The 26,799-nt window shown below is 45.5% G+C and carries 26 protein-coding genes; 12 read left to right on the top strand and 14 right to left on the bottom strand.

Annotated features, from left to right (window positions below; all coding sequences use genetic code 11):
- The first annotated feature begins 61 nt into the window (after positions 1-61).
- The gene (locus tag QT973_RS18220; protein WP_333055893.1) at positions 62-1,066 is read left to right on the top strand and encodes a hypothetical protein; all 1,005 of its coding nucleotides are present in this window, start codon (positions 62-64) and stop codon (positions 1,064-1,066) included.
- Positions 1,067-1,165: 99 nt separating this feature from the next.
- On the opposite strand, the gene QT973_RS18225 is transcribed toward QT973_RS18220, so the two are convergent.
- Complete coding sequence (locus QT973_RS18225) at positions 1,166-1,606, bottom strand: MAG6450 family protein (RefSeq protein WP_333055892.1); 441 nt, start codon at positions 1,604-1,606, stop codon at positions 1,166-1,168.
- Complete coding sequence (locus QT973_RS18230; RefSeq protein WP_333055891.1) at positions 1,607-2,062, bottom strand: type II toxin-antitoxin system antitoxin SocA domain-containing protein; 456 nt, start codon at positions 2,060-2,062, stop codon at positions 1,607-1,609.
- Between the two features lie 542 nt (positions 2,063-2,604).
- On the opposite strand from QT973_RS18230, the gene hemC reads away from it, so the two are divergent.
- From hemC to glgA, 4 genes are all read left to right on the top strand, one after another.
- Positions 2,605-3,576, top strand: coding sequence for a hydroxymethylbilane synthase (hemC, locus tag QT973_RS18235; RefSeq protein ID WP_333055890.1), 972 nt, complete (start codon positions 2,605-2,607; stop codon positions 3,574-3,576).
- A 357-nt stretch (positions 3,577-3,933) separates the two neighbouring features.
- Positions 3,934-4,761 carry a S1C family serine protease gene (locus QT973_RS18240; protein WP_333055889.1) on the top strand — a complete coding sequence of 276 codons (828 nt, stop codon included), beginning with the start codon at positions 3,934-3,936 and terminating at the stop codon, positions 4,759-4,761.
- 165 nt (positions 4,762-4,926) lie between these two features.
- Complete coding sequence (locus QT973_RS18245) at positions 4,927-5,175, top strand: hypothetical protein (RefSeq protein WP_333312663.1); 249 nt, start codon at positions 4,927-4,929, stop codon at positions 5,173-5,175.
- 41 nt (positions 5,176-5,216) lie between these two features.
- Positions 5,217-6,644: a glycogen synthase GlgA gene (gene glgA / locus QT973_RS18250; protein ID WP_333391876.1), complete on the top strand. Its 1,428-nt coding sequence runs from the start codon at positions 5,217-5,219 to the stop codon at positions 6,642-6,644.
- A 407-nt stretch (positions 6,645-7,051) separates the two neighbouring features.
- Here the strand turns inward: glgA and QT973_RS18255 are convergent, their stop codons facing one another.
- The 3 genes from QT973_RS18255 to QT973_RS18265 form a co-directional block, all read right to left on the bottom strand.
- Positions 7,052-7,477, bottom strand: a complete 426-nt coding sequence (locus tag QT973_RS18255; RefSeq protein WP_333208139.1) for a DUF1824 family protein — start codon at positions 7,475-7,477, stop codon at positions 7,052-7,054.
- A 220-nt stretch (positions 7,478-7,697) separates the two neighbouring features.
- Complete coding sequence (gene rnc / locus QT973_RS18260) at positions 7,698-8,378, bottom strand: ribonuclease III (protein ID WP_333246263.1); 681 nt, start codon at positions 8,376-8,378, stop codon at positions 7,698-7,700.
- Between the two features lie 369 nt (positions 8,379-8,747).
- Positions 8,748-9,278, bottom strand: a complete 531-nt coding sequence (locus tag QT973_RS18265) for an NYN domain-containing protein (protein WP_333208141.1) — start codon at positions 9,276-9,278, stop codon at positions 8,748-8,750.
- 661 nt (positions 9,279-9,939) lie between these two features.
- Here QT973_RS18265 and QT973_RS18270 point away from each other — a divergent pair.
- Positions 9,940-10,083 carry a chlorophyll a/b-binding protein gene (locus QT973_RS18270; protein ID WP_096831166.1) on the top strand — a complete coding sequence of 48 codons (144 nt, stop codon included), beginning with the start codon at positions 9,940-9,942 and terminating at the stop codon, positions 10,081-10,083.
- 198 nt (positions 10,084-10,281) lie between these two features.
- On the opposite strand, the gene QT973_RS18275 is transcribed toward QT973_RS18270, so the two are convergent.
- From QT973_RS18275 to QT973_RS18305, 7 genes are all read right to left on the bottom strand, one after another.
- A complete protein-coding gene (locus QT973_RS18275) occupies positions 10,282-10,494 on the bottom strand; it encodes a hypothetical protein (protein ID WP_333055883.1) in 213 nt (70 codons plus the stop codon).
- Between the two features lie 106 nt (positions 10,495-10,600).
- Positions 10,601-10,819, bottom strand: a complete 219-nt coding sequence (locus QT973_RS18280) for a hypothetical protein (RefSeq protein WP_333055882.1) — start codon at positions 10,817-10,819, stop codon at positions 10,601-10,603.
- 461 nt (positions 10,820-11,280) lie between these two features.
- The gene (locus QT973_RS18285) at positions 11,281-11,673 is read right to left on the bottom strand and encodes a response regulator (protein WP_333055881.1); all 393 of its coding nucleotides are present in this window, start codon (positions 11,671-11,673) and stop codon (positions 11,281-11,283) included.
- A 564-nt stretch (positions 11,674-12,237) separates the two neighbouring features.
- A complete protein-coding gene (locus QT973_RS18290) occupies positions 12,238-14,799 on the bottom strand; it encodes a PAS domain S-box protein (RefSeq protein WP_333055880.1) in 2,562 nt (853 codons plus the stop codon).
- A 350-nt stretch (positions 14,800-15,149) separates the two neighbouring features.
- Positions 15,150-17,396 carry a glycoside hydrolase gene (locus QT973_RS18295; RefSeq protein WP_333208143.1) on the bottom strand — a complete coding sequence of 749 codons (2,247 nt, stop codon included), beginning with the start codon at positions 17,394-17,396 and terminating at the stop codon, positions 15,150-15,152.
- Positions 17,397-17,651: 255 nt separating this feature from the next.
- Positions 17,652-17,888 (bottom strand): NifU family protein, encoded by a 237-nt coding sequence (locus QT973_RS18300; RefSeq protein WP_006632519.1) that lies wholly within the window; start codon positions 17,886-17,888, stop codon positions 17,652-17,654.
- Between the two features lie 279 nt (positions 17,889-18,167).
- A complete protein-coding gene (locus QT973_RS18305) occupies positions 18,168-18,818 on the bottom strand; it encodes a DUF3386 domain-containing protein (RefSeq protein ID WP_333055878.1) in 651 nt (216 codons plus the stop codon).
- Positions 18,819-19,138: 320 nt separating this feature from the next.
- Between QT973_RS18305 and QT973_RS18310 the strand changes: the two genes are divergently transcribed.
- From QT973_RS18310 to gmk, 3 genes are all read left to right on the top strand, one after another.
- Complete coding sequence (locus QT973_RS18310) at positions 19,139-20,677, top strand: PAS domain S-box protein (protein WP_333055877.1); 1,539 nt, start codon at positions 19,139-19,141, stop codon at positions 20,675-20,677.
- 865 nt (positions 20,678-21,542) lie between these two features.
- Positions 21,543-21,809 (top strand): extracellular matrix/biofilm regulator RemA, encoded by a 267-nt coding sequence (gene remA / locus QT973_RS18315; protein ID WP_172193250.1) that lies wholly within the window; start codon positions 21,543-21,545, stop codon positions 21,807-21,809.
- A 78-nt stretch (positions 21,810-21,887) separates the two neighbouring features.
- Complete coding sequence (gene gmk, locus QT973_RS18320) at positions 21,888-22,442, top strand: guanylate kinase (protein ID WP_333055876.1); 555 nt, start codon at positions 21,888-21,890, stop codon at positions 22,440-22,442.
- A gap of 116 nt (positions 22,443-22,558) precedes the next feature.
- Here the strand turns inward: gmk and QT973_RS18325 are convergent, their stop codons facing one another.
- Positions 22,559-23,350: a hypothetical protein gene (locus QT973_RS18325; RefSeq protein ID WP_333055875.1), complete on the bottom strand. Its 792-nt coding sequence runs from the start codon at positions 23,348-23,350 to the stop codon at positions 22,559-22,561.
- A 258-nt stretch (positions 23,351-23,608) separates the two neighbouring features.
- On the opposite strand from QT973_RS18325, the gene xseA reads away from it, so the two are divergent.
- The gene (gene xseA, locus QT973_RS18330) at positions 23,609-24,778 is read left to right on the top strand and encodes an exodeoxyribonuclease VII large subunit (protein WP_333055874.1); all 1,170 of its coding nucleotides are present in this window, start codon (positions 23,609-23,611) and stop codon (positions 24,776-24,778) included.
- Positions 24,775-25,002 carry an exodeoxyribonuclease VII small subunit gene (xseB, locus tag QT973_RS18335; protein ID WP_190740787.1) on the top strand — a complete coding sequence of 76 codons (228 nt, stop codon included), beginning with the start codon at positions 24,775-24,777 and terminating at the stop codon, positions 25,000-25,002. Before xseA ends, xseB begins: the two co-directional genes overlap by 4 nt.
- A gap of 353 nt (positions 25,003-25,355) precedes the next feature.
- On the opposite strand, the gene QT973_RS27085 is transcribed toward xseB, so the two are convergent.
- Entirely contained in the window at positions 25,356-25,706 is a 351-nt protein-coding gene (locus QT973_RS27085) for an ISAs1 family transposase (RefSeq protein WP_445243083.1), read from the bottom strand.
- 717 nt (positions 25,707-26,423) lie between these two features.
- Here QT973_RS27085 and QT973_RS18340 point away from each other — a divergent pair.
- The gene (locus QT973_RS18340; RefSeq protein WP_333055873.1) at positions 26,424-26,741 is read left to right on the top strand and encodes an ISAzo13-like element transposase-related protein; all 318 of its coding nucleotides are present in this window, start codon (positions 26,424-26,426) and stop codon (positions 26,739-26,741) included.
- Positions 26,742-26,799: the final 58 nt, after the last annotated feature.

Consider the following 26,799-nt stretch of genomic DNA (forward strand, 5'->3'; position numbering starts at 1 on the left):
CACTCGCCTCTTACAAGATGCTATGGTTTTTTTGCGCTGACCTACTTAGGGGGAAATCAGGATGAGGAGAAGATGGCTATTTGCGGCGATTTTTGCTTGTGTGGTGACTGCTTTTACTATCGCACCTTTGACACCAAACTCAGCGTTAGCAAGGACTGAACTCCCCATTACAGAAATCCGCTGGTTTAATTATTCCCCTGAAGATAGCTGGCAACCGATACAATTTATTGTACCCGATCGCAACACTGCAAAATCTGCCAACGGCGGTAAGTTGCGATTGTACGATGTTCATATTGCCAAGATGTTTGAGATTTCTCATTTTCTGTGCGATCGCGATCGTGCTTCTGAGGGTTACAATTGGTCTTATCAAGCGGAAAATGGCAATATTGAGATGGGACGCTTCAAAATTAGCTGCAATCTCGCCCGTTCCATAGCCACAGCTTACGGCTTAGGGAAACCCGAAATTACAGTGATTCGCCGCAACTTCAACCTCACAAACGGTCGCCCTTCTTTTGCGCTAGAAAAATACTCGATTCCCACTTTTAACATTGCTAAAAATAGAGTTGTGCAGTGGAGGAATTTTGTCCAAAAAATTCCCCCAATCCCCGATAACTCAGGTGCAAAACAGGCTAACAGTCGTTTTCCTGCTAGTAACATCTTTAGACAAATCAAAGGCAAAACGCGAGTGCCTGTTTTTCTTCCGAGTAGACTTCCTTTATCAGACATTCAGCAACTTGATTTTGATGTGCAAGCGGGGGCCGACGGTTACATTGTGGGAATGTATTTAGGCAAAGGATGCCGTGCGGGAGCCTGTTATTTCGGCACAATCGAAGCTAAAAGAAATGAACCGTTTTCGCCTCCTTCGCAATTGCCACAGGATACTTACAGAAGCGTTGAATTGGCGGGCGGATTCAGGGGGATTTATTTCAATAATTGCGGTGCTTACTGCACTGCTTTTGTTGAGTGGCAAAGGCTGGGGGTGCTGTACCGAGTCACAAGGAAAAACGCACGGCAGCAAGAAGTTGTTCAGATAGCGAATTCGGCACTTCAAGCAGGGCAACGTTAAATTTGGGTGGGAAATGGAAAAGGTACGCGCGAGCGAAGCTATCTTCCCGCAGGGGTTCCCGAAGGGTAGGGAATCGACCTTTTTCACTCCTCATAAACTTTATTCTGGACAAACAGAATGGTCGCGGTCAAACCAAATGATGTAGTAAACAGACTGAACGCGAAACCCAAATATCCGTTTTTTCTCATCAATTCGCATTTCGGATAACCTCTCATCTTCAGGAATATTGTCAGGCAAAGTCGGATGAATGTTAATCAACTTATAACCAGTTCCCACTGATTCACCTCGTTTTTTTGATCCGTGACCTTTGATTTGGCCCCAAGTATATTTCTCAATTTTCTTTAGCCCTTCAATTAGGTCAGTGATTTCTGATGATGTCCAGTCAGACAAAAGCCAACGATTTTTATCTGCATAGGTAAATCTGAAGCTAGGATGCTGATCATCTGTACTGCTTGGTCGATTTAACTGAGTTGCTTGCTCTGGAATTCTACTTTGTTGCTTTTTTTGAGATGGCTTGGGTATTTGACTTTTTTTCCCCACTTACGCCTCCACCAAAGGTGCATAGCAGGATTTCATATCCTCGTGGGAGATGATTTGAGTTGAGGTTTCGGCGGGTTCTAATCCCTTGCGGGCGTTGAGCCAAGGTGTCTCCGATTGCGTCAATTCTGCAAGATGTTTAGCACTTAATTCTCCATAAGCATTCCAAACTTCTTCGAGAACCTCGATCTCATCTTCATCAAATTCTGATTCCAAATTATCGGGAGCAGGAATATCGCTATATTTGTAAGCTTTGTACTCATCCCAAACATCGCGGACAATGGGGCCGGAAACCCAAGCTTCAATATCTTGATCAAATAGCGGCTGGCTTCTAAAGACTAAACTCCAAGCTTGTGCATAATAGACGAGCTTTTGCAGTTTCAGAGGAGAAATGGTATCGCCTGCTTCTCGATCGACACGACATAAAAAGTAACGAGCTACTTCAAGAGCACTTTTCATAGTTTTAGGATTTTAGTAATTTGACAAATTCACTTTTGATGGTAAGCTATTTGGTGGCTTGAGAAGTACGATCGCAACTTCGATCGCCCTTTTCCCCTCGCAACTACATTTCTATCCCCAAATCTCGCAACCTTTGAGCTAATTCTTTCTCGCAGCAGCTAAGCTAACTCCTCATGTCAAGCAGGTTCATCCGGCTCGACCCTAGGTAAATCTTACATCGCCCGCAGGCTTTGCTTCAGAATGTCGATCGCCCCCGTGCCAGCGACGCCCAATGCTAGATGGGAAACATCATCAGGAATCACTGCTACGGGCAGTCCTACCATTTTAGATTTTAGATTTTAGATTTTAGATTGGCAATGGCTTATTATGTAAAGGTTTGGAGCTTGCCTACCGTTGCATCCTTTTTTCAAACAGGCGGTCAAAATCTGGTATTTCTCTTTTATCGCCCGAATTATCCCAACCAGCAATTAAAGTCCCCACCTGCGGTACGCTAGATCAGGTGAATATATTGGCTGATTTCAAGCTATCCTCCGATCGATCTTATGTCCCCAACCACATCTGCCCCTTCCCGAACCGTTCGCATCGGTTCCCGCAAAAGCCAACTCGCTCTCGTGCAAACCCACTGGGTGCAAGAACAGCTACAGAAACACTTCCCGCAACACACTTTTGAAGTCCACACCATGTCCACCCAAGGGGACATAATTCTTGATGTCGCCCTCGCTAAAATTGGCGATAAAGGACTTTTCACCAAAGAATTAGAAACGGGAATGATTAACAATGAAACGGACTTTGCCGTTCATTCCCTCAAAGATTTGCCTACCAATTTGCCCGAAGGTTTAATTTTAGGATGCGTCACCGAACGGGAAAATCCCGCTGACGCCCTGGTAGTTCACTCCAAGCACAAAGACAAGCAACTCGACACCCTCCCAGAAGGTTCAGTAATCGGGACTTCTTCTCTGCGGCGACTGGCTCAACTGCGGCATCATTTCCCTCATTTTGAATTTAAAGATATTCGCGGCAATCTCAATACTCGACTCGCTAAATTAGATGAGGGCGGTTACGACGCGATTATTTTAGCAGTTGCCGGCCTCGAAAGATTGGGAATGGGCGATCGCATCCACCAAATTATCCCTGCTGAAATCTCCCTTCACGCCGTCGGACAAGGTGCTTTGGGCATCGAATGCCGCGCCGGAGACACAGAAATCATGGCACTGATTAAAGCTCTCGAACACTCGGAAACCGCCCAAAGATGTTATGCTGAACGCGCATTTCTGCGGGAATTAGAAGGCGGCTGTCAAGTGCCGATCGGCGTCAATACCAAAATAGAAAACGGTCAATTAACCTTAACCGGAATGGTATCGAGTCTCGACGGCCAGCGATTCGTCAAAGATAGTGTTTCCGGCGCCGCCGAGACTGCTGAAATGATCGGAATTGACCTCGCTCACCGCCTGCGCCAACAGGGTGCTAGTGCAATTTTGGAGGAAATATTTGTCGAAGTTCAACGTGGTTCCTAAAACCGATCCGCATCTCTTTGTCAATGCTTTTAGACGCGATATATCGCCTTTTGTAGAATAAAAATAACAGGCGGTTTGCTTTGGCAAAACAGGTAGAGTAGCAGTCTGATTGTAGATTTTTGATGGGATTTTAAGTAGGGCTTGCGGGATAGATTTCAAAAATATCTGACTAATTTAGGACGCTCCGCACGGGTGTTAAGCAACCCGGTTTCTGATGTAAGTCTCGCTGTATAGCCCAAGATTTATGGTAAAAACCGGTTTTTTTTCGTAAGTCCTAGAGTTCTTAACCTCTCCATCCAAAATCTACAATCAAACATCCAAAATTAATCAGCAATTTATTTCAGGTAAAAGCCCACTATGAGCGCTAGAGAAACTCAATTAAAGCTGGAAGTGAAAAAGGTTCAGCAACTCTATAGCAAAATGCAAGCAGACCAACAAGCTTTGCAGAAGCAATTGAAAGAGTTCAAAACTCAAGCCGGAAGTTTTTCGGATGTAGTCGAGCAAGTCTTGCCGTCCGTAGTTTCAATTTACGTCATGGATTGGGATACAGAAGAAGAGATTTCTTCAGGAAGCGGGTTCTTTGTATCGCCGGACATAATTGTCACGAACTATCACGTTGTAGAAGATATTGCCGATGAAGATTACTTCTATGAAGAAGATGAAATCGAACAGGTTTTAGTGGAAACTCATGACGGAAAATTGAGATTGGCAGAGGTGGTGTTTACTGGTAATGCCGAAGAAGATTTAGCATTACTCTTAATTAGCGATTTTACCTTCGACCCGAACACAGGGGAACAAGTGGACTCTCCCCAAGAATATCCTCCCCTAGAGTTGTCTTTGGATGTGAAAGTGGGCGATCGAGTAATTGCTGTGGGCAATCCTTTGGGGCAGTTTGCTTCAACTGTAACTCAAGGTATTGTGAGTGCAATTCGCGAACCAGAGGAATATGAAGAAGGCGACGATGAAGAAGATGATTTTGCTGAAGTGAAGGTGTTGCAAACTGATGCGGCGATTAATCCGGGAAATTCCGGCGGCCCGTTGATTAATATGGCTGGTCAAGTGGTTGGTGTGAATACGTGGGGATTGGAAGATGCCGACAGTATTAATTTGGCGATCGCCTCTGAAGCTTTGGATGATTTTCTAGCGGGATTTGAGGAGACTATTGAGGACAATTCTCAGAATTAGTCGGTAGCTGTCGGTAGATTTTATCCCACATTTAACCACCAATGTAGGGGCGGGTTCGCCTAGATTTTTGACACCACAGACAAATGATAAAAACCCGCCCCCACCCCACCCAGAAATTAAGAATTAATTGTATTTAACGGTGGGGGAAATGGTCGATCGGGGTTATTGGTTGGGTGGGGGCGGGTTTATCAAGATTATCGGTGGGTGGCAAATATTTTGGTGAACCCGCCCCTACAGATTTTATTCAATATTTATCATAAAATCGATCGCTCTTTTTTTCACCGCACAGCGCCGCCGATAAACGCGGATGGAAAAAGGGCGATCGCATTCTTGAGTAAAGTGCGATCGCTACAGCAACTCAGATTTATACTTGTTTTTGAAAGGCGCGTTAATATTGTGCCACTCGCCATTTAAACTTAATCTAGAGTAACAATCTCAAGGAACACAAAAAAATAATGCGTATTTTATTTGTATCCGCCGAAGCATCACCCCTCGCCAAAGTGGGCGGTATGGGCGATGTCGTCGGCGCTTTGCCGAAATTTCTGCGGCGCATGGGCCACGATGTCCGCATCTTCATGCCCTACTACGGTTTCGTCCCCGACAAAATGGACGTTCCCAAAAAACCTGTTTGGGATGGATCTGCCATGTTCCAAAGCTTCTCGGTGTTTGAAACTGTTTTGCCGGGAACCGATGTACCTTTATACTTATTACAACATCCATCTTTCTTACCGCGCCGCGTTTACGGCGGTGTAGATGAAGATTGGAGGTTCACTTTCTTTGCCAATGCTGCGGCTGAATTTGCCTGGAATCATTGGAAGCCCCAAATTATCCACTGTCACGACTGGCATACGGGGATGATACCTGTTTGGATGAGCCAAGATCCCGATATCAGCACGGTTTTTACTATTCACAATTTAGCTTATCAAGGGCCGTGGCGCTGGCGTTTGGAGCAGATGACTTGGTGTCCTTGGTATATGCAAGGTCACAATACAATGGCTGCTGCAGTACAGTTTGCCGATCGAGTAAATACAGTTTCGCCGACTTACGCCGAGCAAATCAAAACCCCAGCTTATGGGGAAACTTTGGAAGGTTTGCTGTCTTACATCGGCGGTAAAGTATCGGGCATTTTGAACGGAATTGATACAGAATCTTACAACCCAGCAACTGACAAGTACCTCCATCAACAATTTAGTGTTGATACTATTGAAAAGCGCCCCGCTAATAAAATTGCGCTGCAAGAAGAAGTCGGTTTGGAAGTGAATAAAAATGCCTTTTTGATCGGGATGGTGACAAGGCTGGTAGAACAGAAGGGATTGGATTTGATAATTCAAATGCTCGATCTGTTCATGGCCTATACCGACGCTCAATTTATTGTACTCGGAACGGGCGATCGCTACTACGAAACCCAACTCTGGCAAATGACAGCCCGCTATCCCGGTAGGATGTCCACCCAACTACTTTACAACGAGGCCCTCTCCCGGCGCGTTTACGCAGGCTGCGACAGCTTCCTGATGCCCAGCCGTTTCGAGCCCTGCGGCATTAGCCAAATGCTCGCCCTCCGCTACGGGTGCGTGCCAATGGTTCGTCGCACCGGCGGTTTAGTCGATACCGTTTCCCACAACAACCCGATCGACAATACCGGTACTGGTTACTGTTTCGATCGCTACGAACCCCTCGACTTGTTCACCTGCATGATCAGAACTTGGGAAGGTTTCCGCTACAAAGATAAGTGGAGAGAACTGCAACAGCGCGGCATGAGAGAAGATTTTAGCTGGGATATTTCGGCCCGGAAATACATCAACTTGTACAGCGATATTTTGGGATTGCCGCCCGAAGAAACCACATCGGCACCAGAGGCAGAATTGATCGTTGGTAAGGGTTAATTTTAGTAAGGTGCGTCAGTCGGTGTTTGATTCAACTTACATCTTGCACCATTCTCAAAAACGGGCTCTTCGGCCCGTTCCACAAAAGATAAATTTTCTTGTGGAACAGGCCGAAAAGCCTGTTCCTAAAAGACTAATTGAGAATGGTGCAACATATGAGATTCAACTGAATCGAAGGGCGGGCTGACGCACCCTACAGCTTAGTAAGGTGCATCAGTCAATCGATTTTAGATTTTAGATTTTAGATTTTAGATTGAAGCATTGACGCCACGGATAAATTCGGGGGCTTGTATCCTGGATGCTTTCAGTGGGTTTTTGATTCAATTTAATCGATCGACTGACTACGGACTACGGACTACTGCTACTGACTAATGACTACTGACTACTGACTACTGACTACTGAGAAATTAATCAAATAAATCGAGAGGTAAATGACCGTAAGTTCCACTAACTCCATCTTCTGAGGAAGATTGACAAGAAATCAAAACGCCCCGGTAAGTTCCGGGATAGCCGTCAACATAATACGACCCCTTCAAAGTATTGAACTTAATATAAACCGAACCAGCAAATGAAGTGACTGCATTGGGATATAAAACAGCTTGATATCCCAATGCTTTCAAATAAGCTTCTAAAGCTAAAAACCCCTCATCCGTCGAAGAAGCGCACACTCCCAACATTTGATAATCCGACAAACTTGCTACCAGCAAAATCGCTTGACGGAGTGCCTGTTTTTCCAGCGGCGATGCTACAGATTGCATATCCAGACAAGTGAAATCTTTGAGGATTTGCTGTGCTTCTTCAACAGTTAGGGTAGTCTGGTTTTGAGTAGACATGAATTGCTCTGATATTTCCCAAAATTACGATCGACACTGGGGGTACTCGTCAACGAATTTCTGCCCTTGCAACCCTCGATCGACGGCGGTAACACTTGCACAAGTCCTGATTATAGACCATTGTGTGCTCTGGCCATCAATTCGGGCGATCGTCTTCGAGAGCTTCGCCAACGCCCGAATCGCACAAAAAAGCTAGTAGTTTTTACCGATGTTTTCAAGTTTAGATCAGTCCGCGTTTTTTCAGCTTTGCTAGCGCATCTTCAGCCGCATTTTTCTCAGCATCTTTTTTGCTTTTGCCTTTACCTTCTCCATAGAGTTTCTCTGCAACATAAACTTTAGCGAGAAATTCCGGCTTGTGGGGTGTGCCTCCTGCTTGGACTGTCACGTATTTGGGGGGAGTCGTGTCACCATTGGCTTGTACCCATTCCTGAAAGCGATTTTTCGAGTCTACAGTCGATCGAGTTTCCACAACATTTTCTGGCACAGAATCAAACATTTGCCACACAAACTGGCTAACTTTGTCCATATCTTGCGTATCGAGATAGTAAGCGCCAATAAATGCTTCAAAAGTGCTGCTTAGCAAATTTGGGTTGGTAATTCCACCTTCTCGATAAGCTCCTTTTCCAAGGCGCATTTTTAAGTCTAAATTGATTTCAGTAGCAAATCGGGCTAATTGTTTTTCATCTACTAATGCAGAACGCCGGCGAGTCAGTTGGTCTTCTCCCATTTCTGGATGACGCTGATAGAGATATTCGCCGCTGAGAAAAGTCAGCAAAGCATCGCCAAGAAATTCTAAGCGTTCGTTGTCTTCTTCGCGGAATGTGGGGTTTTCGTTGACGTAGGAACGATGGGTTAGTGCTTGGCGCAGCAGTTTTTCATTTTTGAATTCGGGAAGGGTCATTTGTATTTCTTTTGTTGGATTAGTTAATTGCATGGGAGGTGGGAATGTTTATTCTTTTTTTGGAGTTGGGTGTTATTAGGTGGACATGAAAGAGCCGCAGATAGCGGTAGGTTTGGAGAATCTAGTTTATCAAATAAACTGGATTTTTGCTATCTGCGGCGGGGTAATTTTTAACAGATATTTGGCCGTTATACTATTAGTCCGTTAGTCCGTTAGTCCGCCAGTCCGCCAGGGGTTAAAACCCCTGGCTCATAGCTAAAGTCCTCTGAAGAGGACTGAAGATTGTGTCTTTTTTAACTGTATGTCAGTCGGTTTTAACCGACTTTAGCTATTAGACAGGGAATTCATTCCCTGGCGGACTGTGTAACTTTATGCAGATAATTTATCTGCTTTATTCTGAGTATTCCCTGCGAACAAACTAGGCAGCTCGTCTATATAATGAAAGTTATCATCACCAACTAGCTTAATCAGTTTTTTGTTTGCTCTACAGCGCTGTGCAAAAACTATGACTTTTTTTCCAAGCTCAAGCATCACACTGATTAAACCTGCAAAATCCCGATCTCCTGACACTAGGATAATTATCTCAGGAGAAGGTTTGATGGCAACTCGTTTAATGCAGTCAAAGATCAATTGTTTATCTGCACTGTTCTTGTGGGAGGGAACATCAACGCCCTGAAAACCCAGATACTCTAATTGATTCTTGGCTAGCAATTGATTTTCATACTGCGAGTTATAGTAAGCTTTGAGACAATCTAAACGCCCTTTTGATTTGGCAAAAGCGACCAATAATTCAGCTTGTTTTTGCGTTAAGTCGAGGACGTTCTGCAGATCGCAGAAAATAGAGACTAAAGCCTGAGACTGCTTTGTTTCTTTGCCAATTGCTGAATGATTTTTCTTCATTTTTATGTGTCCTAAAACTAGGTTTGCAGGACAGCATCAATAAATTAAGCATCTAACCAAAGAAGTATTGTTTTTGAGTTTGCTCAAGAGGGACATTTCCCATTTAACAAAACTCTTGACTTACACACTATTAATTTAGTATGTACTTGCTTGGTTAGCGTCTCAGCGATAGGATATGCAGATTTCGGACAGGCGTCCTAAAAACCCGTTGATATAGAAATTCAAACAAATGTCGTGCCAACTGACCTATTTATTCCAGTTGAAACGACATTAACTTGAATGTCTATATCAACGGGGCTTTAGGACGCTTACCCGAAATCTGCACATCCTACCGCTGAGACGACTTAACCAACACTCTTTGCTTTTGAATGCGGGTGTCTATCTGAGCTGTATCATTGGAACATAACAGTTTAAGTATCGGATGTCAAGGGCTAGTGGTACATTTACCTGATTTTTTTCAGACAGTCCTGGACGCATCACAACCAAAGAAACCGGGTTTTTTACGAGAAAACGCGTTACAGCCCGCAGATTGGGTAAAAAACCCGGTTTCTGGGCCCCCATGCCTAAGTCGTAAAAACCCAATGTAAAAATATGTTGCAAACTTTATACTGCTGTGTTAAGTTTAGTTACATAAGGTTGAAATTAAACGAGGTTTATGGTCATGGAAAACAAAGACGCAAAAGTTGGCTTCACTGAGTTTGCTGAAACCTGGAACGGCCGTTTGGCAATGTTGGGCTTCGTTATCGGCCTAGCTACCGAATACATCACCGGTCAAGGCATTCTCTCTCAAATCGGTTTGATGTAATCAGCTTAACTGCATACAATAGCTGAAATTCTGTAGGGCGATCGACCCCATCACAAGTGCACTCATCCCCCCCGCTAATAAGTCCCCTTCACTTCACACGGAAGGGGATGAGTGCATTTTTTATCCAAAAATCCCACTGAGGGCACAAACAAAAATCTTTTCAGTCTCAATATTTATCGCGAGACTAACTCCAGGAAACTAAGCAATTTCTACAGAATCAAAAATCCTCAATTTAGGAGTCAAACTCGCAACCTTCACCAAACCATCGCGTTTGTGATTCCGCACGCTGTTACGTAAAATCATCTCCGACAGATCCGGCATTTCCTGCCAGCAGTGCGAGCAGAACCAATAAACGCGATTGTGGCGAGCGTGGCGGAGCAATTTAGAGGAGCAACAAGGGCAACTATTCATGATATTTTAAACCTTTTTTGAAGATATGGAGCGATAACCCAATCATTAGAGAGATTCACGAAAGCCTGCACATCTCAATTCCAGGCACAAAAATAAAAATTTTTTTTCACTCATAGCTTTGGGCGTCGCGCAAGTAGCACTTTTGGAGGCCCAAGAGTAACACCACAATCAAAAGCTGAACGCTCCAAGGAGCCCAAGAGAAACCCCAAATAAAACAACCCAGCCCGGCCCAAGCCACAAGAACAAAAATATCTTGAGAGGTTTGCCAGTAAATCCAGACTGCTGCCAGAGAAACTATTAGTAGCAAAATGTAAGCTGAGGGCATAATCGTCTTCTCCCAATGTGTCTGCCAACAGTCAGGAGCGATCCCTGACGTTCTGCTTAAACATAAAACTAAAACCTGAAGAACTTATGAAGACGAGTGAGTTGTTACAAAAAGTAAAATAATCCTGCCAGCTTATATTTCGCGGATAAATCAGTAGGAATACTGAGTTCATGGCTGAGGCCGAATTCGGTTAAATGGACGCACTACCAATAGGGACTTAGGCATCCCTATTGGTATCAATTTCACCCCAATACCGATAGGGTGGAAACTGATACCGGACTGAGGTTTTGAGTCTTAAGCTGACCGGACCAAAGGTGCGGGGTCTAAATTGCTACATATATCCTGTCCGATCGCCCTAATTCGATCTAAGGAACCATATCCAAGAAACCAAGTTTTTTTAACTCTCTTTGCCTGCAAAACTACTGCTTGAAAAGCTGCACAATTCAATGCGCGCGATCGATCTATTCTTGCTTCCAGCCCAAAGCCTCAGCGACCTGATCCGCCAAAAACATCGGTTCAAAAGGCTTAGCAATCACGCTCACCACCCCCAAATCAGCGAACATCCGCCTGTCCCCAGCCAGAGCCTTAGCTGTCAATAAAATTACCGGAATGTGCTGCGTAGCCTTATTAGCTTGTAACTGTTGAAAAGTAGTAGGCCCGTCTTGGTCGGGCATCATCACGTCCAATAGAATAGCATCAGGCTGTTCGGCAAGAGCCTTAGCAACACCCTCGCGGCCAGAACTCGCTGTCAGGACTTCCCAGCCCCCCACCAGCTCAAGACTGACTTGAGCTACTTCCCGAATATCTTCCGCATCGTCAATAACCAAGATGCGCTTGGCAGTCAAAATTAACATTTTTTTAGAAAAGAGAACTGATCGCAGATTAGAGGCGAAATGTGAATATTTTGTAAAGCAAATTATCTTACCCGATCGGACTTTACAGTAAATTTTCAAAACTGTATAGCAGATGTTGAAGGCCTTTCGGCTCCCGGAGACTTCGCGACCGGGTAAAAAGAAGGAAAAAAGAACACCTCCGTTGCAATCGACCGCCTGAGTTTCAACAATTAAGAATATCCTAACCTTCGGGCGCGGTTGCTGTAAAATCTCCCCCCCAAAAAAAGCCGCTTTTCCACCTCTAATCGAGATTTTTGCTCGCAGTCCCCGATTAATCCAAAAGGCTGAGATTGTTTGTCGGTGACAATCAAGCATCCAGGATACAAGCCCCCGGATTCATCCGTCCAGAAATAAAAAACCTGTATCCGATGCAACTTGCCTAACGTATTTATCCGTGGCGTCAATACTTCAATACTTCAATTCTTTAATCTAAAATCTAAAATCTAAAATCTAAAATCGATTGACTCGATCAAACAATCTGCACAAAATCATTAACTTTGCGTACACCTGGGTAGAAATTAACTTTCAGTTGCCAGCCCCTCCCGCAAGAAGTGGCAGACTTAAGAAAAAAGTGCTGCCCTCCCCCACAACGCTCTCCACCCACATCCGCCCGCCGTGCTGCTCCACGATACTGCGACAAATAGCCAGCCCCAAACCAGTACCTCCTTTCTGGCGAGAATCAGAAGCATCAACTTGTTGAAAGCGTTCAAAGACCATCTCCAGTTTGTCTGGCGGAATACCCCGCCCTTGGTCTTTCACAGCAATCACGATGTACCACGAGGTCGGAACTGGCATATGCGGAGGCGCGGCGGCCGGCTCAGGAGACAACAAAGACGGAGACGACACCGACTTGTGGGCTGCTTTTTCTGCCAAATCCAGATTGTGGCTCAACTCCCCGCTCAGCCAAACCGTAGCGCCGGAGGGAGAAAATTTTATAGCATTACTTAGTAAATTTGTCAAGGCTTGAATTAGCCGATCGGGAACAGCTTGCAATTGCGCCCCCACAGGCTTCACCGACAGAGTAACTCCCGCCGGCTTCGCCATTCCCTGCATCTCGTCAGCCGCCTGCAACATCAGCTCAGCCACATTGCAAGTTTGTTTGACGGCAGTGCTGTAACTCGACTCCATCCGCTCTAAATCTAGGATGTCGTTGACCAAGCGCACCAAGCGGTCAGTATTAGTGACAGCAATCTCCAGCATCCGCTTAGCTTTCTGGGGGTAAGCGTCGAGCAGGCCGCTGTTGAGGAGGCCGAGGGCGCCGTGAATCGAGGTCATCGGCGTCCGCAGTTCGTGGCTGACAACAGAGATGAATTCATCTTTCATGCGCTCGACGGCAAGCTGCTCCGTGATATCTTTAAAAGTCACTACAGCTCCAATAATTTCGCCTTGTTCTCGCATCGGAGCGACAACGTACTCAACCGGAAAACTGCTGCCGTCTCGCCGCCAAAAAATCTCATCGGTGACGCGCCGCGCCTCTCCGTCTTCCAAGGTGGCTAAAATTTGAGAACTTACCCGGTTCGGCAGCAGTTTGCCCGCCTGCTGTGCGGCGCAGTGTGGGACAAGTTCCGACCCTGAATTGATGTCTGTTGCAGGTGACAGTTGCTCGATCGCCCTTGAGCATTCTTGCTGTGAACGGTGTAAGCTTTCATAGAGTGGTCGATCGATCAATTGCTTCAATTCGCACCCAGCCATTCTCACCGCCGCAGGATTGACAAAAGTTACTTTTCCCTGTTTGTTCAACCCGCAAATTCCTTCTCCTGCGGAGAACAAAATCATTTCTGTTTGGTGGCGGAGTTGTTCAAAGGCTTTTTCGACTCGCTTGCTGTCGCTGATGTCGCGAGAGATTGTCGAAACGCCCGTTACCGCTCCAGTCGCGTCTTTAATCGGAGAAATCGTGAGGGAGACATCTATCTGTTGGCCATCTTTCCGCAAGTGTACGGTTTCATAATGGTCGATGGTGGCTCCAGCTCTAATATTTTCCAATATTTGAGGCATTTCCTTGGGGCGTTCGGGTATGGCTAGAATCTCTATAGACTTCCCCTTGATTTCCGCCGCACAGTAGCCATAAATCTTCTCTGCTCCTGTGTTCCAGCTCTGAATTGTCCCGGTGAGGGTTTTGCTGACGATGCCGTCATCGGAAGACTCGACAATCGACGCCAAGCGCACGAGTTCGTCTCTAGCTTGCTTGTATTCGGTGATGTCGCGGCCCAAAATCACGATACTTTTGCGTCTGCCGTCGGGGTGAAATACGGGTACTTTAATCACGTCGTAGATATTCACAGTACCGTCCGATCGGGGAATCATTTCTTCCCCCCTAGAAAGCTTACCTTTTTCCCACGCTTCTCGATCGCTCACCTCGCAAGCCTGTAACGCCTCGCGGTAAAAACTGCTGAGTTCTCCTAGCTGAGAATCTTTAAGGCCACGGTAGTCTATTTTTTCTAGCTCGAACACTTCCAATATCGCTTGATTTGCCTCCTGCCACCTGCCCTCGCCATCTTTGAAGCAGACAATATCTGGCATGGCATTCATCAGCAAGTTGAGATAGGAGTTTTCTCGCAGTGCAGTTTCTACCTCGGCCCGCTTGGCGATTTCCCGTTGCAGGTTTTCGTTTGCCGTTTGCAGCGAGTCCTTTAACAAACTTTCTGTAAAAGTCCGTTCTTTAATTATTTCCTGAAGTCTGTGGATTTCTAGCGACTGCCGCCTGCGGGCCAACAAATTCTCTACCCGCCAATGCAGTTGGGCGAGTTCGACGGGACTTACTATCAAATCGTCTATTCTGCGTTCGAGTTGTTTGGGCTGCTGCGAAAATGGCTGCTCAGAAAGAGCAGGCGTTTGGGATTGACTAACCAGCAAGAACGGTAAAAATATCGGTTCGGCGGCAGTTTTTAATGATTCTACCAGCGGCCCGATGCGATCGAAAGAGGCCTCGTCGAGAATGCACAAGTCAAAAGCGATTTGGGGAATGGGAAATTCGGAGTTGGGATTTAAAGCGCGATCGAGTACAATCACCTCATGCTCGGTGTTGAGGTGGGCGATCGGCAAATTAAGTTGTTGGTGGCGATCGACCAATAGTAAAATGCGGCTCATTAGTTTGTTAATTTCCCCATGACTAATGATATGATTTCCGGTAAAATAACTATTACAATAAGGTTTGTAGTGATGACTTTATTCCTCTTTTTCATGAGTGATGAAGCCCTCATTACAGACATATTTTATAGTTTTCGCTCGACCGGATGCGACCGAAATTATCAAGGCATTAGGCAGCCAGAGTAGAATCCCCAATTGGATATAATTTGATAATTATTTAATTGTTTGTTGGTTCAAAAAATCACTAATGACTAATGACTAATTCAGGGGGCGGGTTTATATTTATTTGGGTTAGCAGTTCTATGAAAGCTGGTGAAACCCGCCCCTACAGCCTAATGACTAATGACTTTTTACGGCATTCCGATCGGAATCAAAGAATCGAACGGCATACAGGTAGAGTAACTACTCCCATCCGATAAAACCGCAATCAGCCTCACCTGCCAGTCGGGCATAATCTGCAAATCCGCCCAGGGCACTGCTACCTCCAAACATTTATCCACTCCCACTTGGGCGCGGCTAATGCGGGGCAGCCACCGATCGCCATCTTCTGCTTCCTGAAACCAAATCGATTTCGTCAGCAAATTAATCTCTAACTGATGGTGGTATCTATAGTTTAGCGGTGCTTCGTCAGGCAAACCCGACAGCGGAATCAGACTGTTGTGCATGGTGCGATCGGGATAAAACCAGAACAAATTTAACTGCTGCGGGCAATCAATTCCCGGCCGCACCCCTACCTTGAAGTCGGCACGAATGTAAAAATTCAAGTGGTCAACGCCGTACCAAAGGCGCTGAATTGCCGAACTCCGGTGCATCGTACCCCTTGCTCCCCCAACTTCAATCCGACCGGCTTTGTCCCAATCCTGTTCGTTGCCGATACCGTCAATCACCGGGTGAATAAAGCTCAGCGGCAGGTGGTCGCCTTGAACAGAGTGCACCTCTACTTGCCGCCGCACTTCCGGGGGTACAGGCTCGCCGAGAGCTTCGTAAATCGCCGCTACGTGTTCGCGAAATAGCTGGTCGAACATGGCATCTTGGTTCGACGTGTGGCCTTCGCCAAACCACCAGAACCAGTCGGAACCTTCGGCCGCATACAGCGCTTCCCAAGCTTCTGGGTTGCTTTCTTCTGTGGCCTCTGGATGGTTTGCCAGCATTTGTCTCGCAGGCTCTAACAAGTCCCAAGCGCGATTTTTCGCGGGATCGCCGATCCAAGTTGTGAGAGAACCGTCCACCCAGGAACCAGTGTGCAGTTGGGCTGCGGGAATTGTTTCGGTTGCTGGGAATTTGTCGAGAAATTCCGAGACTGTGACTAATTTGATATCTGGATTGTCGCTGAGAGTTTGATAGAGGGATTCTAAGAACGGTTTGCCGTCTTGGGGATAGAATTCCCAGCAATTTTCGCCGTCGAGGGCGATCGTCACTAACCAGGGATTTTCTAAAGCTGTTTGGCCGCCTGACTGTCGGTTTTTGAGAGTTCTGCCGATCGCCTCTAAGTGTCCCACTAAATCTGATGCTGCTTTTTCCGGTTCCATCGAACCGTAGGTAAACCCGATCAAGTCCGACAATCTGTGGTCTCTAAATACTATGGCTAAATCCCCGTCAGGAGTTTCTAAACGGTAAGGGCGATATAAGAATTCTGGTTCGTAGACATTCCCTGTCGCGTCGCGGTGGAAAAAGTGTTTAATTGTCCACCCCAAAACTGCTTCGTCCGAGACTATCCATTTAAAGCCTTGTTTGGCAATGTAGGGCAAAATTTCCGGGCTGACTGCTTGTTCCGACGGCCACAAACCGCGCGGTTGGCAATCAAACCGGTCTTCATACATTTCCCAGGCTTTTCTCAGGTGTCGGGGAATATCTTCTTCCCACTGAAACCGGTGTTGTGGCAGCGTCATGTTTGGAATAGCTATGCGGCCGCCATTAGTGTCAGCAAGCAGCGGTAAAATCGGGTGCGTGTAGGGGGTTGTGGAGACTTCCAACTGTCCCTCAGCTTGCATTTTACGGTGCTGGGGGATGATGCGAGCGAGGATTTCTTTTTGTTTTGAGTAGATGTTTTTTCTGTCTACCAAACTAAAATTTTGTCCTTGTTTCAGCCACCCTGCAATCTCCGGGTCGTCCCAAAACAGCGGGTCAATCCAAGCTAAATTGTGCCAGGCCAGCAAGTCGCTAAAATCCTGCAATTTCCAGTTTTCCAAACACCACTGAATGCCTTTTTCCTGCCGCTGAGTGTAGAGTTGAGCGTAGCGGGGGTGTGGCTGAATCAGAGTGTGGTAATTGGCGTCAAAAAAGTGTTCTAAAATGAACTCTTGTTCTGGGAGGGTTAAAATTTCTGCTGACTTTAATGTCACCGTCAAGTAAGGGTCTAATGCTTTATCTGCGATGCAGTCTTCTATCTGCAAAATCAAGGAGGGAACCAAGTTTACGGTTTGATGAAGCTTGGGATATTTTGCCAGGAGGAGCACTAAATCCAAGTAGTCTTTGACTCCGTGCAAGCGCACCCAAGGCAGTCGGTACTGAGCTGCTCCTGCGCTAGCGGATACTCTGGATTTGTAGAGCGGTTGGTGTTGGTGCCAAATGAAGGCTACATAAAGGGGGTGAGACATTGAATTTAGTAATTGGTAATTGAATTTGGTAATTGGTAATTGGTAATTGGTAATTAAATTGGGTAATTGGTAATTGGCAATTAAATTGGGTAATTGGTAACAGTCAACAGTCAACTGGTAATTGGTAACAGCCAACTGTTAACAGCCAACTGCCAACAGTCAACCGTCAACTGGTAATTGGTAACAGTCAACCGTCAACCGTCAACCGTCAACTGCCAACTACCAATTGCCAACTACCAATTGCCAACTGACTAATTACATTACCTGTTCGACTTCGGCAATTTCTGGGATAGCCTCGCGCAGGCGACGTTCAATCCCCATTCTCAGAGTCATTGTGGAACTCGGGCAAGAGCCACAAGCTCCTTGCAGTCTCAGGTGTACCACTGGGCCGTCAATTTCTACGAGTTCGACGTTGCCACCGTCGGATATCAGGTAGGGGCGCATTTCATCGAGAACTGTTTCGACGTTATCTCTGGTTAGTGCTAGTGTCATATTTCGCCTCTGTGATGATTTTTTGCAGGTGATGAAAGTTCGATTTGACTCAAGGGCAGCATTCTCAACCCGCGCGGGATTTAAGAAACCGGGTTTTTTGATCAAAGACTTAGGCACTCAGGTGAGCCCGCGGCAGGAAACCCGGTTTCTGTCACGCTGATGCTCGATCCCAATTAGCTCTCTCGTTCGATCGTAGCGTTACTTGCCGCCAAATCAAGTTGATTCTGATACGTTAACCAAAAAAACCCTTTTATTTAAGAAATCGGGTTTTTGAGGGCGCTACACTACTGCTGGTTCTAGCAGTTTGACGTGGGAGTAGTTGAACTCGGTTGTTGTCAGTTGACCTTTTTCTTTGGCTCGAACTACTTGCTTTGTCATGACATAATAGTCGCCTATCTTCTCAAAGGTATCTTCAAATTCGAGTTCTTTGATAATTTCGTCTGTTTGGGGGTTGCGGAAAACGGCATCGTAGTGGGTAGCCAAAGAACCTTCGGGTGTCTCTAAGCTTTTGTGCGTGTCAATTACGAAAGCCATCCGGCCCATCACCCGGCTGACTTGACAAATTGAGAGACCTCGGATTTTATAATTCGAGCCCATTGAGTCGCCTTGCACCAAGATGTCCACAGCGTCGGTGCTGTCCTTCTCGCCCAGGGTAAAGCTATTTTTGCCGTGAGATTTTTCAAATGTCGATCGTTTGCGGTGGGTGACAATATCACGCATTTGGGTGTAGACGCTTTGCTGCACTTCCTCATCTTCAATGCCGCTGACTTCCACGCTCATGTCGGGTTTGATGGAAACATGACCCGTATATACTTCGTCGCCCTGTTTGAGTTCAATATCGGCACTGTAACCGGGAAAATTGGCATCCCAGGTATAGCGGTGTTCGTAAGCAGCGCGAAACAAATCGCGAGCGTTGGCTTGCTCTGTCATAAATCCCTCTTTCTCTTGACACCCATCTAGTTTAGCTTAACCGCGAGAAGCCCTACATTCACTGGGTAGGAGAGTTACCCGCACTCCTGGCGATCACTTCTTGGGGGTGCGGCTGGGCTGGCAATTAGGGCGCAACAAGAATTTACTTTCTCTATCGGTTGCTATGATTTGAAGAGAAAGTCCCAAAATGCCTGGTTATTGAGAGCGCGATGGGTCGATCGCCACACACCAGTCTTAGTTATGGGTTATGTTGAAAAAACTTGTGTCCGCTTTTTAGGGGTTGCACCCGCCGGCAACTATTAGATTCCCCCCTTAATAAAATGCTAGAAACTGTCTACAAACACTTAGAAACATTGCAGGAACAAGCTAGGGAATTGCCACACCCGCAACAGGCAATTTTCACAAAAACTTTGGAAGATTTATCAAATTCTCTACAGGAAATTGCAGGCAGCCGCTTGTTTGAAAGCGCCACAAATAACGCGGCAAAGCTGGTTAAAATTGAAAAAAACAATCGCCTATTGGAGCGCACTGTAGCCCAGCAAGTAGGGCAAATCAGACAGCTACGGGAGCAGTTGGAAAAACAAATCAGCCAGCATCGCAGGGACACTCAAGCCTTAACTAAAAGTGAAGCCAAACTGCAAGCTATGCTGCGTAATTCTCCCGATCTAATTAGCATTGTCGGCTCCGATGGGCGAGTTAGATACCACAGCGGCTCTCTACAGCGGCTTTTGGGCTACAACCCAGAAGATAGAATTGGCAAATTTCACGGCGAGTTAATCCATCCAGACGATTTGCTAGCTTGGCAGACGTATTTTGGTAAGTTGTTAGAAGCTCCCGGAATTGGGGGGGCAATCGAATATCGGAAACGCCACGCTGACGGTTCTTGGATCTACATGGAGTCAATAGGTAACAGTTTGCTTTACGATTCTAGCGTGCAGGGAATTATAATTAATTCGCGGGAAATAGGGGAACGAAAGCAAGCGGAAGTCGCTGTCCGAGATTCGGAACTGCACTACAGAGTTATGTCGCAAATTACTTCGGATTTTGCCTATTCTTTTAAGGGACTTCCCGATGGCAAGTTCGCCTGCGAGTGGGCGACAGAAGCTTTTGAGCGCTGCACCGGTTGCGTTCCTGAAGAATTAGAATCGTTTGGTTGGTGGAACTCCGAACTCGTTCATCCCGACGACAGGGAAATGTTAATTAAACAGTTAGAAGGCTGTACTTTCAGCCGCACTGGAGCTAATGAGTATCGCATTATTAATCAAAAAGGCGAGGTGCGCTGGGTGCGGGACTACTGGCAAGTGGTGTGGGACAAAACTGCTGAACGGGTTGTCCGGTTGTGGGGCGCTTGTCAGGAAATTACCGATCGCAAGCAAGTAGAATTGAAACTGCAACTCGTTAACCAAGTTTTGCAAGCCCAGATAGCATCGGCGCCGCTGGCGATTAACTGTACCAGCAATGACGGCAATACCGTTGTTTGGAACCGCGCCGCCGAACAACTTTTTGGCTGGGCTGCGGCTGAGGTTTTAGGGAAACCTTTACCGAATATTCCTGAAGGCCAAAAGCAAGATTTTTACGCGCTGCTAAAGTCTGCGTCTAATGGCAAACCGCAAAACGGTTTGGAAATATCTTTGTTGAAAAAAGACGGTAGTTCGATCGATGTTTGGCTTTGGGCCGCACCTGTGCGAGATGCGGGCGGCCAAACTGTCGGCAGTATCAACATATTTTCTAATCTTTCAGAACGCAAGCGCATAGAGGAAGAGCGCCAAAAACTAGCAGCGATGAAAGATATGGAAGAACCTTTTTGGGCGCGCTATGTCAGCCCTCCAAAAATACCGAAAAAAAAGGGTGGCGGGTAATTATCTCAAGTTACAATCATTAAAAGTGCGAAAGTGCAATCTTATGATTGCAGGGTAAGAGGCTCTCAATCATGCTTGACAAAAGCACTTGAGAATTGGTTGGGTGGAGGGGAGATATTATTCCCTGCCCCTCCCATTTAGATATGTACGTGCGAATTTCTCCGCATACAGAGCCCGATGTTCTCAGCTTTCGCTTTTGCTCATGTGAATATAATCGTGATAGATGAGAGTGAACCGCTAGAAGGCTGTTTATTTTCGAGTTACTATGGTTGCCGTCTACATGATGTAGATTAACCCTTTCATCGCCTAGCATTTTTAAGCCATATTCCCCACATTTATGGTTTTGCCGTTTTAAGGATTTAGAGGTTTCGCTGTCATAAAGTTTGCTGTTACGCTTACTCCAGTAAGGAATGAGAATTAAATAACTTCCACTCTTGAAAGTGGGATGGGCTCTTATAGCCCGTCCACTCATGACGGGCTATAAGAGCCCATCCCACAATAACAATTAAAATTGTAAGTTATTTAATTCGCGATCCTTAAAAACTGTCCGGAGTATTGCTATCTGGGAAATTAAATTTATATTTCGCAACATTTACTGGATGTTGTCTCGATACAGCTAATGCTATCATTTGCAACTCAAAATCGACGCTTTTACTGAATCTTTAAGATAGAGCGACAACAGCGAGTCTTTTTTAAATTTTTGATAAAGAACGGGGTACTAGGCGTCAAAAGGGTAAAATTTTTAGGTAGGAAATAAAAAACTTAGTTGGGATTAATTTGAGGATTGTCAGAAAAAATCTTTGTATATTATATGATCAAAAGTAAGGATTGATAGTCAATCGTTCACCTACAAATTAAGAATTTCATGGATATTCAATTAATTAATATCGGTTTTGGTAACATTGTGTCTGCTAATCGAGTGATTGCCATTGTCAGTCCTGAGTCAGCGCCAATTAAGCGGATTATTACTGATGCACGGGAGCGGGGACAACTGGTTGACGCTACTTACGGCCGCCGCACGAGGGCGGTAATTATTACAGATTCGAGTCACGTCATCCTCTCGGCGATTCAGCCGGAAACTGTTGCTAATCGTTTTGCGATCGGCAAAGACGGTCAAGGTAGGGATGATTGAGGTTTGTCAGTTGCAATTTGAGCGCTTACGGTCTAAAGTAAGCAGAAACTTAAATTGTTACACGTTTCTTTTCTAAAAATGAAATCTGGTAAATTAATTGTTCTGACGGGGCCTAGCGGTGTGGGGAAAGGCACCTTAGTACGATCGCTCCTCAATCGCCATTCCGAATTGTATCTTTCGGTATCGGTGACAACTCGTGAGCCCCGCGAGGGAGAAATTGAGGGACAACACTATTATTTTGTCAGCCGCAGCCGTTTTGAAAAAATGGTTGAGGCTGGAGAGTTGGCGGAATGGGCCCAGTTTGCCGGTAATTTTTACGGTACTCCTTATTTTGGTCTTAAACAAGGAATCGGTGAGGGAAAATCGGTAATCCTGGAAATTGAGCTGGAAGGGGCAAGGCAAATTAGGAATAATTTTCCAGAGGCGCTGCGAATTTTTATTTTACCTCCTTCTTGGGAAGAGTTGGAGCGCCGGCTGCGGAGTCGGGGTCAAGATTCTGAAACTGCGATCGCCCGTCGGTTGGTGCGGGCTAAAGAGGAAATTGAAGCGGCGGGGGAATTCGATTTCCAAGTTGTTAATGACGATTTGGAAGTTGCTTTGAAAAAGCTAGAATCAATACTTAATTTGGAGTAATTTTTAGGTGGGTATGAGTGAATTTTGAAGTTTTATTGATATTAAGGCCCAACAGCACGACACAAAAGTCACGGATACACTGATAGTTGTTTTTTCTTCTAACTTCTGAATCACCATTAAGAATTAATCCGTGTATCCGTGTCAAAATCAGTGTCGTGCATTCCTTGTTCCTTCAATCTTACCCATTTCTCCGTCCTGGCTAAAACTTCGCTACTTTGTTTGATAGCAACACAAACTTTTAAATTCAATTCCAGAATATTAAGTGAAGGAGAAATTTTTCTCAACGGTTCAATTTCGCGAGCAGAACAGCCCAACATTTCCATATAAGCTAGCGTCCAGCCAATAGCTGCAATGTCCCCTACATTGCCTTCTCCGGCGCAAAGGTAACAACCCAGTTCGCCCTCCGACCCACACTCAGGACACACCCAATTGCCCAGTTGTGAATGGAGTAGATTTGTGCGGGAGGCGGATGCGATTGTTAATGCTTTAATATGATTTTGAACTACTTGTTTAAAACCTCGGTTGTGGTCGCTGCGGTGGTCGGAATTACCGGGCGATCGCCCGATTGCTACTGCTTGCTGTTGTGGCGAAGCAACAGAGGCTGTTTGGTTCTCCCTGGTTACTCTAGATTCGCCTAGGTTCGCAGTTAGCTGAATACCATAGTCTTTCGACTCTTCAGTCTGAGAGTGGTTGAGTGCGCTGGAGGAATCGGGTTCGGAAGTTGTGAAGGATTGTTCTATGCGATCCTCTTCGAGGGCTTCGCCAACGGCAAAATCTTGCATTGAGAGGTGATGTTCGATCGCCAAAGACCAAGTTCTTTTATGTCGGAGGTCGCCATATTTTCTGGCTTCTTCCTCAGTAATGCCGATCGCCGCAGCCTCTTGGCGCAGCACATTAATCGAAGTCATTGTATCTGATATCATTAGTTTGTTTGCAGTTAAATTTACGATCGCCCGCTCAGCCTACAAATAAATTACCTTAGATATAGTACAATAGTCCGGAGTATTTTTAGATTGTCTTCTGAAATCAGTGATTTTCCGTTATGAAGGAGATTGCACAATCGCCCTGAAACCCTTATTTTACGCTTGGCAATCACACACTGTCCGAAGCATTGATAGTAGCCTAAATCTAAAATCTAATATCTAAAATCTAAAATCTAAAATTGGATGACTTCAATTCTTCCCGATACAGCTTTATCTGTTGCTGGACTAACATCTTACCTGCAAGACTTGTTGGAGGGCGATCGCAACCTGCAATCAATTTGGCTGACAGGCGAGGTGTCGAACGTTTCGCACCACCCCAGCGGCTGCTTTTTCACTCTCTGCGACACCGACAAAAGCGCTGCGATTCGCTGCGTGGTGTGGAATTCTCAGCGGCCAAAATTGGTGCAAATTCCCGCAAAAGGGGAACAGTTGCTGGTTTTGGGAAGCATCCGGGTTTACAAAAATCGCGGCGAGTACCAGTTGACGGTTGTGCAATCGCTGCCGGCTGGGGAAGGATTGCAGGCTTTGCGGTTGCAGCAATTGCGATCGCGCTTGGATGCTGAGGGTTTCTTCGATCCCGCCCGAAAGCGCCCGATTCCCGCACACCCGCAAATTGTGGCCGTGGTGACATCCGATACTGGCGCTGCTTGGGGAGACATTCAGCGCACTCTAGCCCAAAGATATCCGGGTTTGCGGGTGTTGCTGTCGCCGACAGGAGTGCAGGGGGAATTCGCTGCTGCTGCGATTGCTAGGGCGATCGCCCGTGTAGAATTGGACGGTAGGGCGGAGGTGATCGTGTTAGGGCGGGGCGGCGGGGCGGCGGAAGATTTGGCTTGTTTTAATGATGAGAGAGTTGTCAGGGCGATCGCCAATTGTGCGATTCCAATTATCACTGGTATCGGGCACGAAAGAGACGAATCTCTCGCCGATTTAGTAGCAGATAAACGAGCCCACACTCCTACTGCGGCGGCGGCTCAAGCTGTACCAATTTTAGCAGATATTTACTTTGAACACAAGCAGCGAATGGTCAATTTAGCAAGTGCTGTGCGGGCCAGATTTCAGGCAGAAGAAGAGCATTTGCAACAGTTACAAAATCGATTAAAACGTTTGCCTGCGACATCCCGAACTTTGCGGCAGGCAACTGGTAAACTGGAAGTATTGCAAGAAAAGTTATCCGCACTGAATCCGGCGGCGGTTTTGCAAAGGGGTTATGCGGCGGTAATCCAAAGTGACGGTACGATCGTCCGCACAACTGACGGTTTGGAATTGGGAGAGGAATTGACTGTGAGGTTGAGTCGGGGCCGGCTGAAAGTTAAGATTGTAGAAGTATTGGATGCGGAAGACAAGTTATGATTGATTCGCAGTTGCGCCAGTCTGACTGGAATTATGAGGAAACGGTCGATCGAATTGAAGCAATTATCGATCGGGTGGAATCGGGAGAGTTGCCCCTAGAGGAGGTTTTCGAGCAGTTTGGGGTGGCTGTAGAGTGTTGGCAGCAGTGCGAAAGCTTTTTGGCGCGGGGGAAGGAACAGATGGATTTGTCGATCGAGCTTTTGGCTGCAGAACCCGATTTTTAACCGGAGATAAACTCTGATTAATGTGGATAAAATAGCGCGTTTTGCCGAAATCCAGACAGGGAATTAATTCCCTGTCTCCTCGCAAAAATCTTCGCTATGAGGAGTGTTAAACTGATAATACTCAATCCGGGTTCGCTACCCCCTTTCTTATTACCCAACGCCGAATCAAAATCGACATTCTTTACCTTAAAACCAGGTTACTTTGCATCACTCCTTTATTTGATTTTTTTAGTCAAATTCATCTTCCGATATTGCTTGATACTCCCAAAGCTTCTTCCCTCGGATCGTACACCAATTTCCCGTAAATTTTCAGCATCCAATCCGCGAATTAATACATGGTAAAAGCATCTCAATCACCCTTGACAAAAGGACTCAAAAGAATCTAATATATTGTCAGCAAAACAAGAACGAATAATTTGAATCAGATCATCACTATCCATAGCTGCCCTTTTCATTTTTTGTCTAAAACTACGTTTGTAAGTCAGTTCACGATTGAAGGCATTGAGCGCGAGCCGTCGCAGGACAGCTAAATTCTGGGGACTGTGGAAAAAGCGAATCCGGCAGGCATCTTCAGCAAAGGTAGAATCTAAAGCCCAATGAGCCTCATTTTCAATCCCCCAATGTTTTCGGAGAGCTCGACCTAAAAGTTGAGCATCACTATCTAAGGAAGTTAGAAATGAAAAATAAATAAGTTGATGAGTTATCGGTTATAATGAAATAAAGTGTGAGATGACAATTTTTACTCCTACAGAGAACAACTCACAACTGATTTTTATAGTTAACTCTTCTAATTTACTTTTAACTCCCGGTCTGAGTCTAATTGAATTGAGTCAAAAATTAAAAAACTTTATACATCATTATTATCAGAAAAAAACAAAAGAAGATATGCAGCTTTCTTAAGCTCAAAAATTAGGATGGGGTGGAATTAGGTATGTAATGCAAATTTTGGGATGCAGTCGAAATACTATCATCAAGGTAATAGAAGATTTAGAAAAAATGGACTCAGAGACACTGAATAGTTCCAGGATCAGAAAGAGAGGAGGGGAAAGAAAAAGTATTCTGTCTACTAAAATCGCCATTGATGCAGAATTTTTATACATTTTAAAAAATCACACAGCCTGAAACCCAATGAATGAGTTAATCAAATAAACTAATTTGACCCATAAAGAAATAGCTTCTGCAATACAAGCGGCAGGTTTTACCATTAGTCTCCCCTTACGATCGCGAATTAAATAATTTACACTCTTGAAAGTGGGGAGTAGGGGTTGGGCTTATAGCCCGCCCTTTCTGGACGAGCAGGACGCCCATCCCACAAGAACCATCACGGATTGTAAGTTATTTAATTCTCATTCCTTAGTGGCAAAACTATTAAAAAATCATTGGTATTTGAAACGAAAACAAAAAACAAATAATAGTAATTAATGAAAATCGTGACGCTCAATTTTAAAATATTGCGAAAGTGGATACGGAGTATAGAGAAGCCAGCAATCCTATCCAACCGTTTTGATACCAAAAAGAAAAAAGTTTTAGGAAATTTGTATCCTCCGGGAACTCTCTATACAAAGGAACCTGTCACTACTTTCGATCGGGATTTTTGGAGTTTAGGTCACGGTAAAGTGAGCCCACATGGGGTTTATGATTCTCAACAAAACCGAGGATATATAACATTAAGAAATAGTAAAAATACCAGTGAATTCGCCTGTGAGTCTTTAAAAAAATGGCAGGGTAAGCTCATCTAATTTGGTATAATATGAACTTGACAAAGTTAACAAAATAAGCATAAGAGACTGTGTAGAC

Source organism: Microcoleus sp. Z1_A1 (assembly GCF_036700305.1).
Lineage (GTDB): Bacteria > Cyanobacteriota > Cyanobacteriia > Cyanobacteriales > Microcoleaceae > Microcoleus.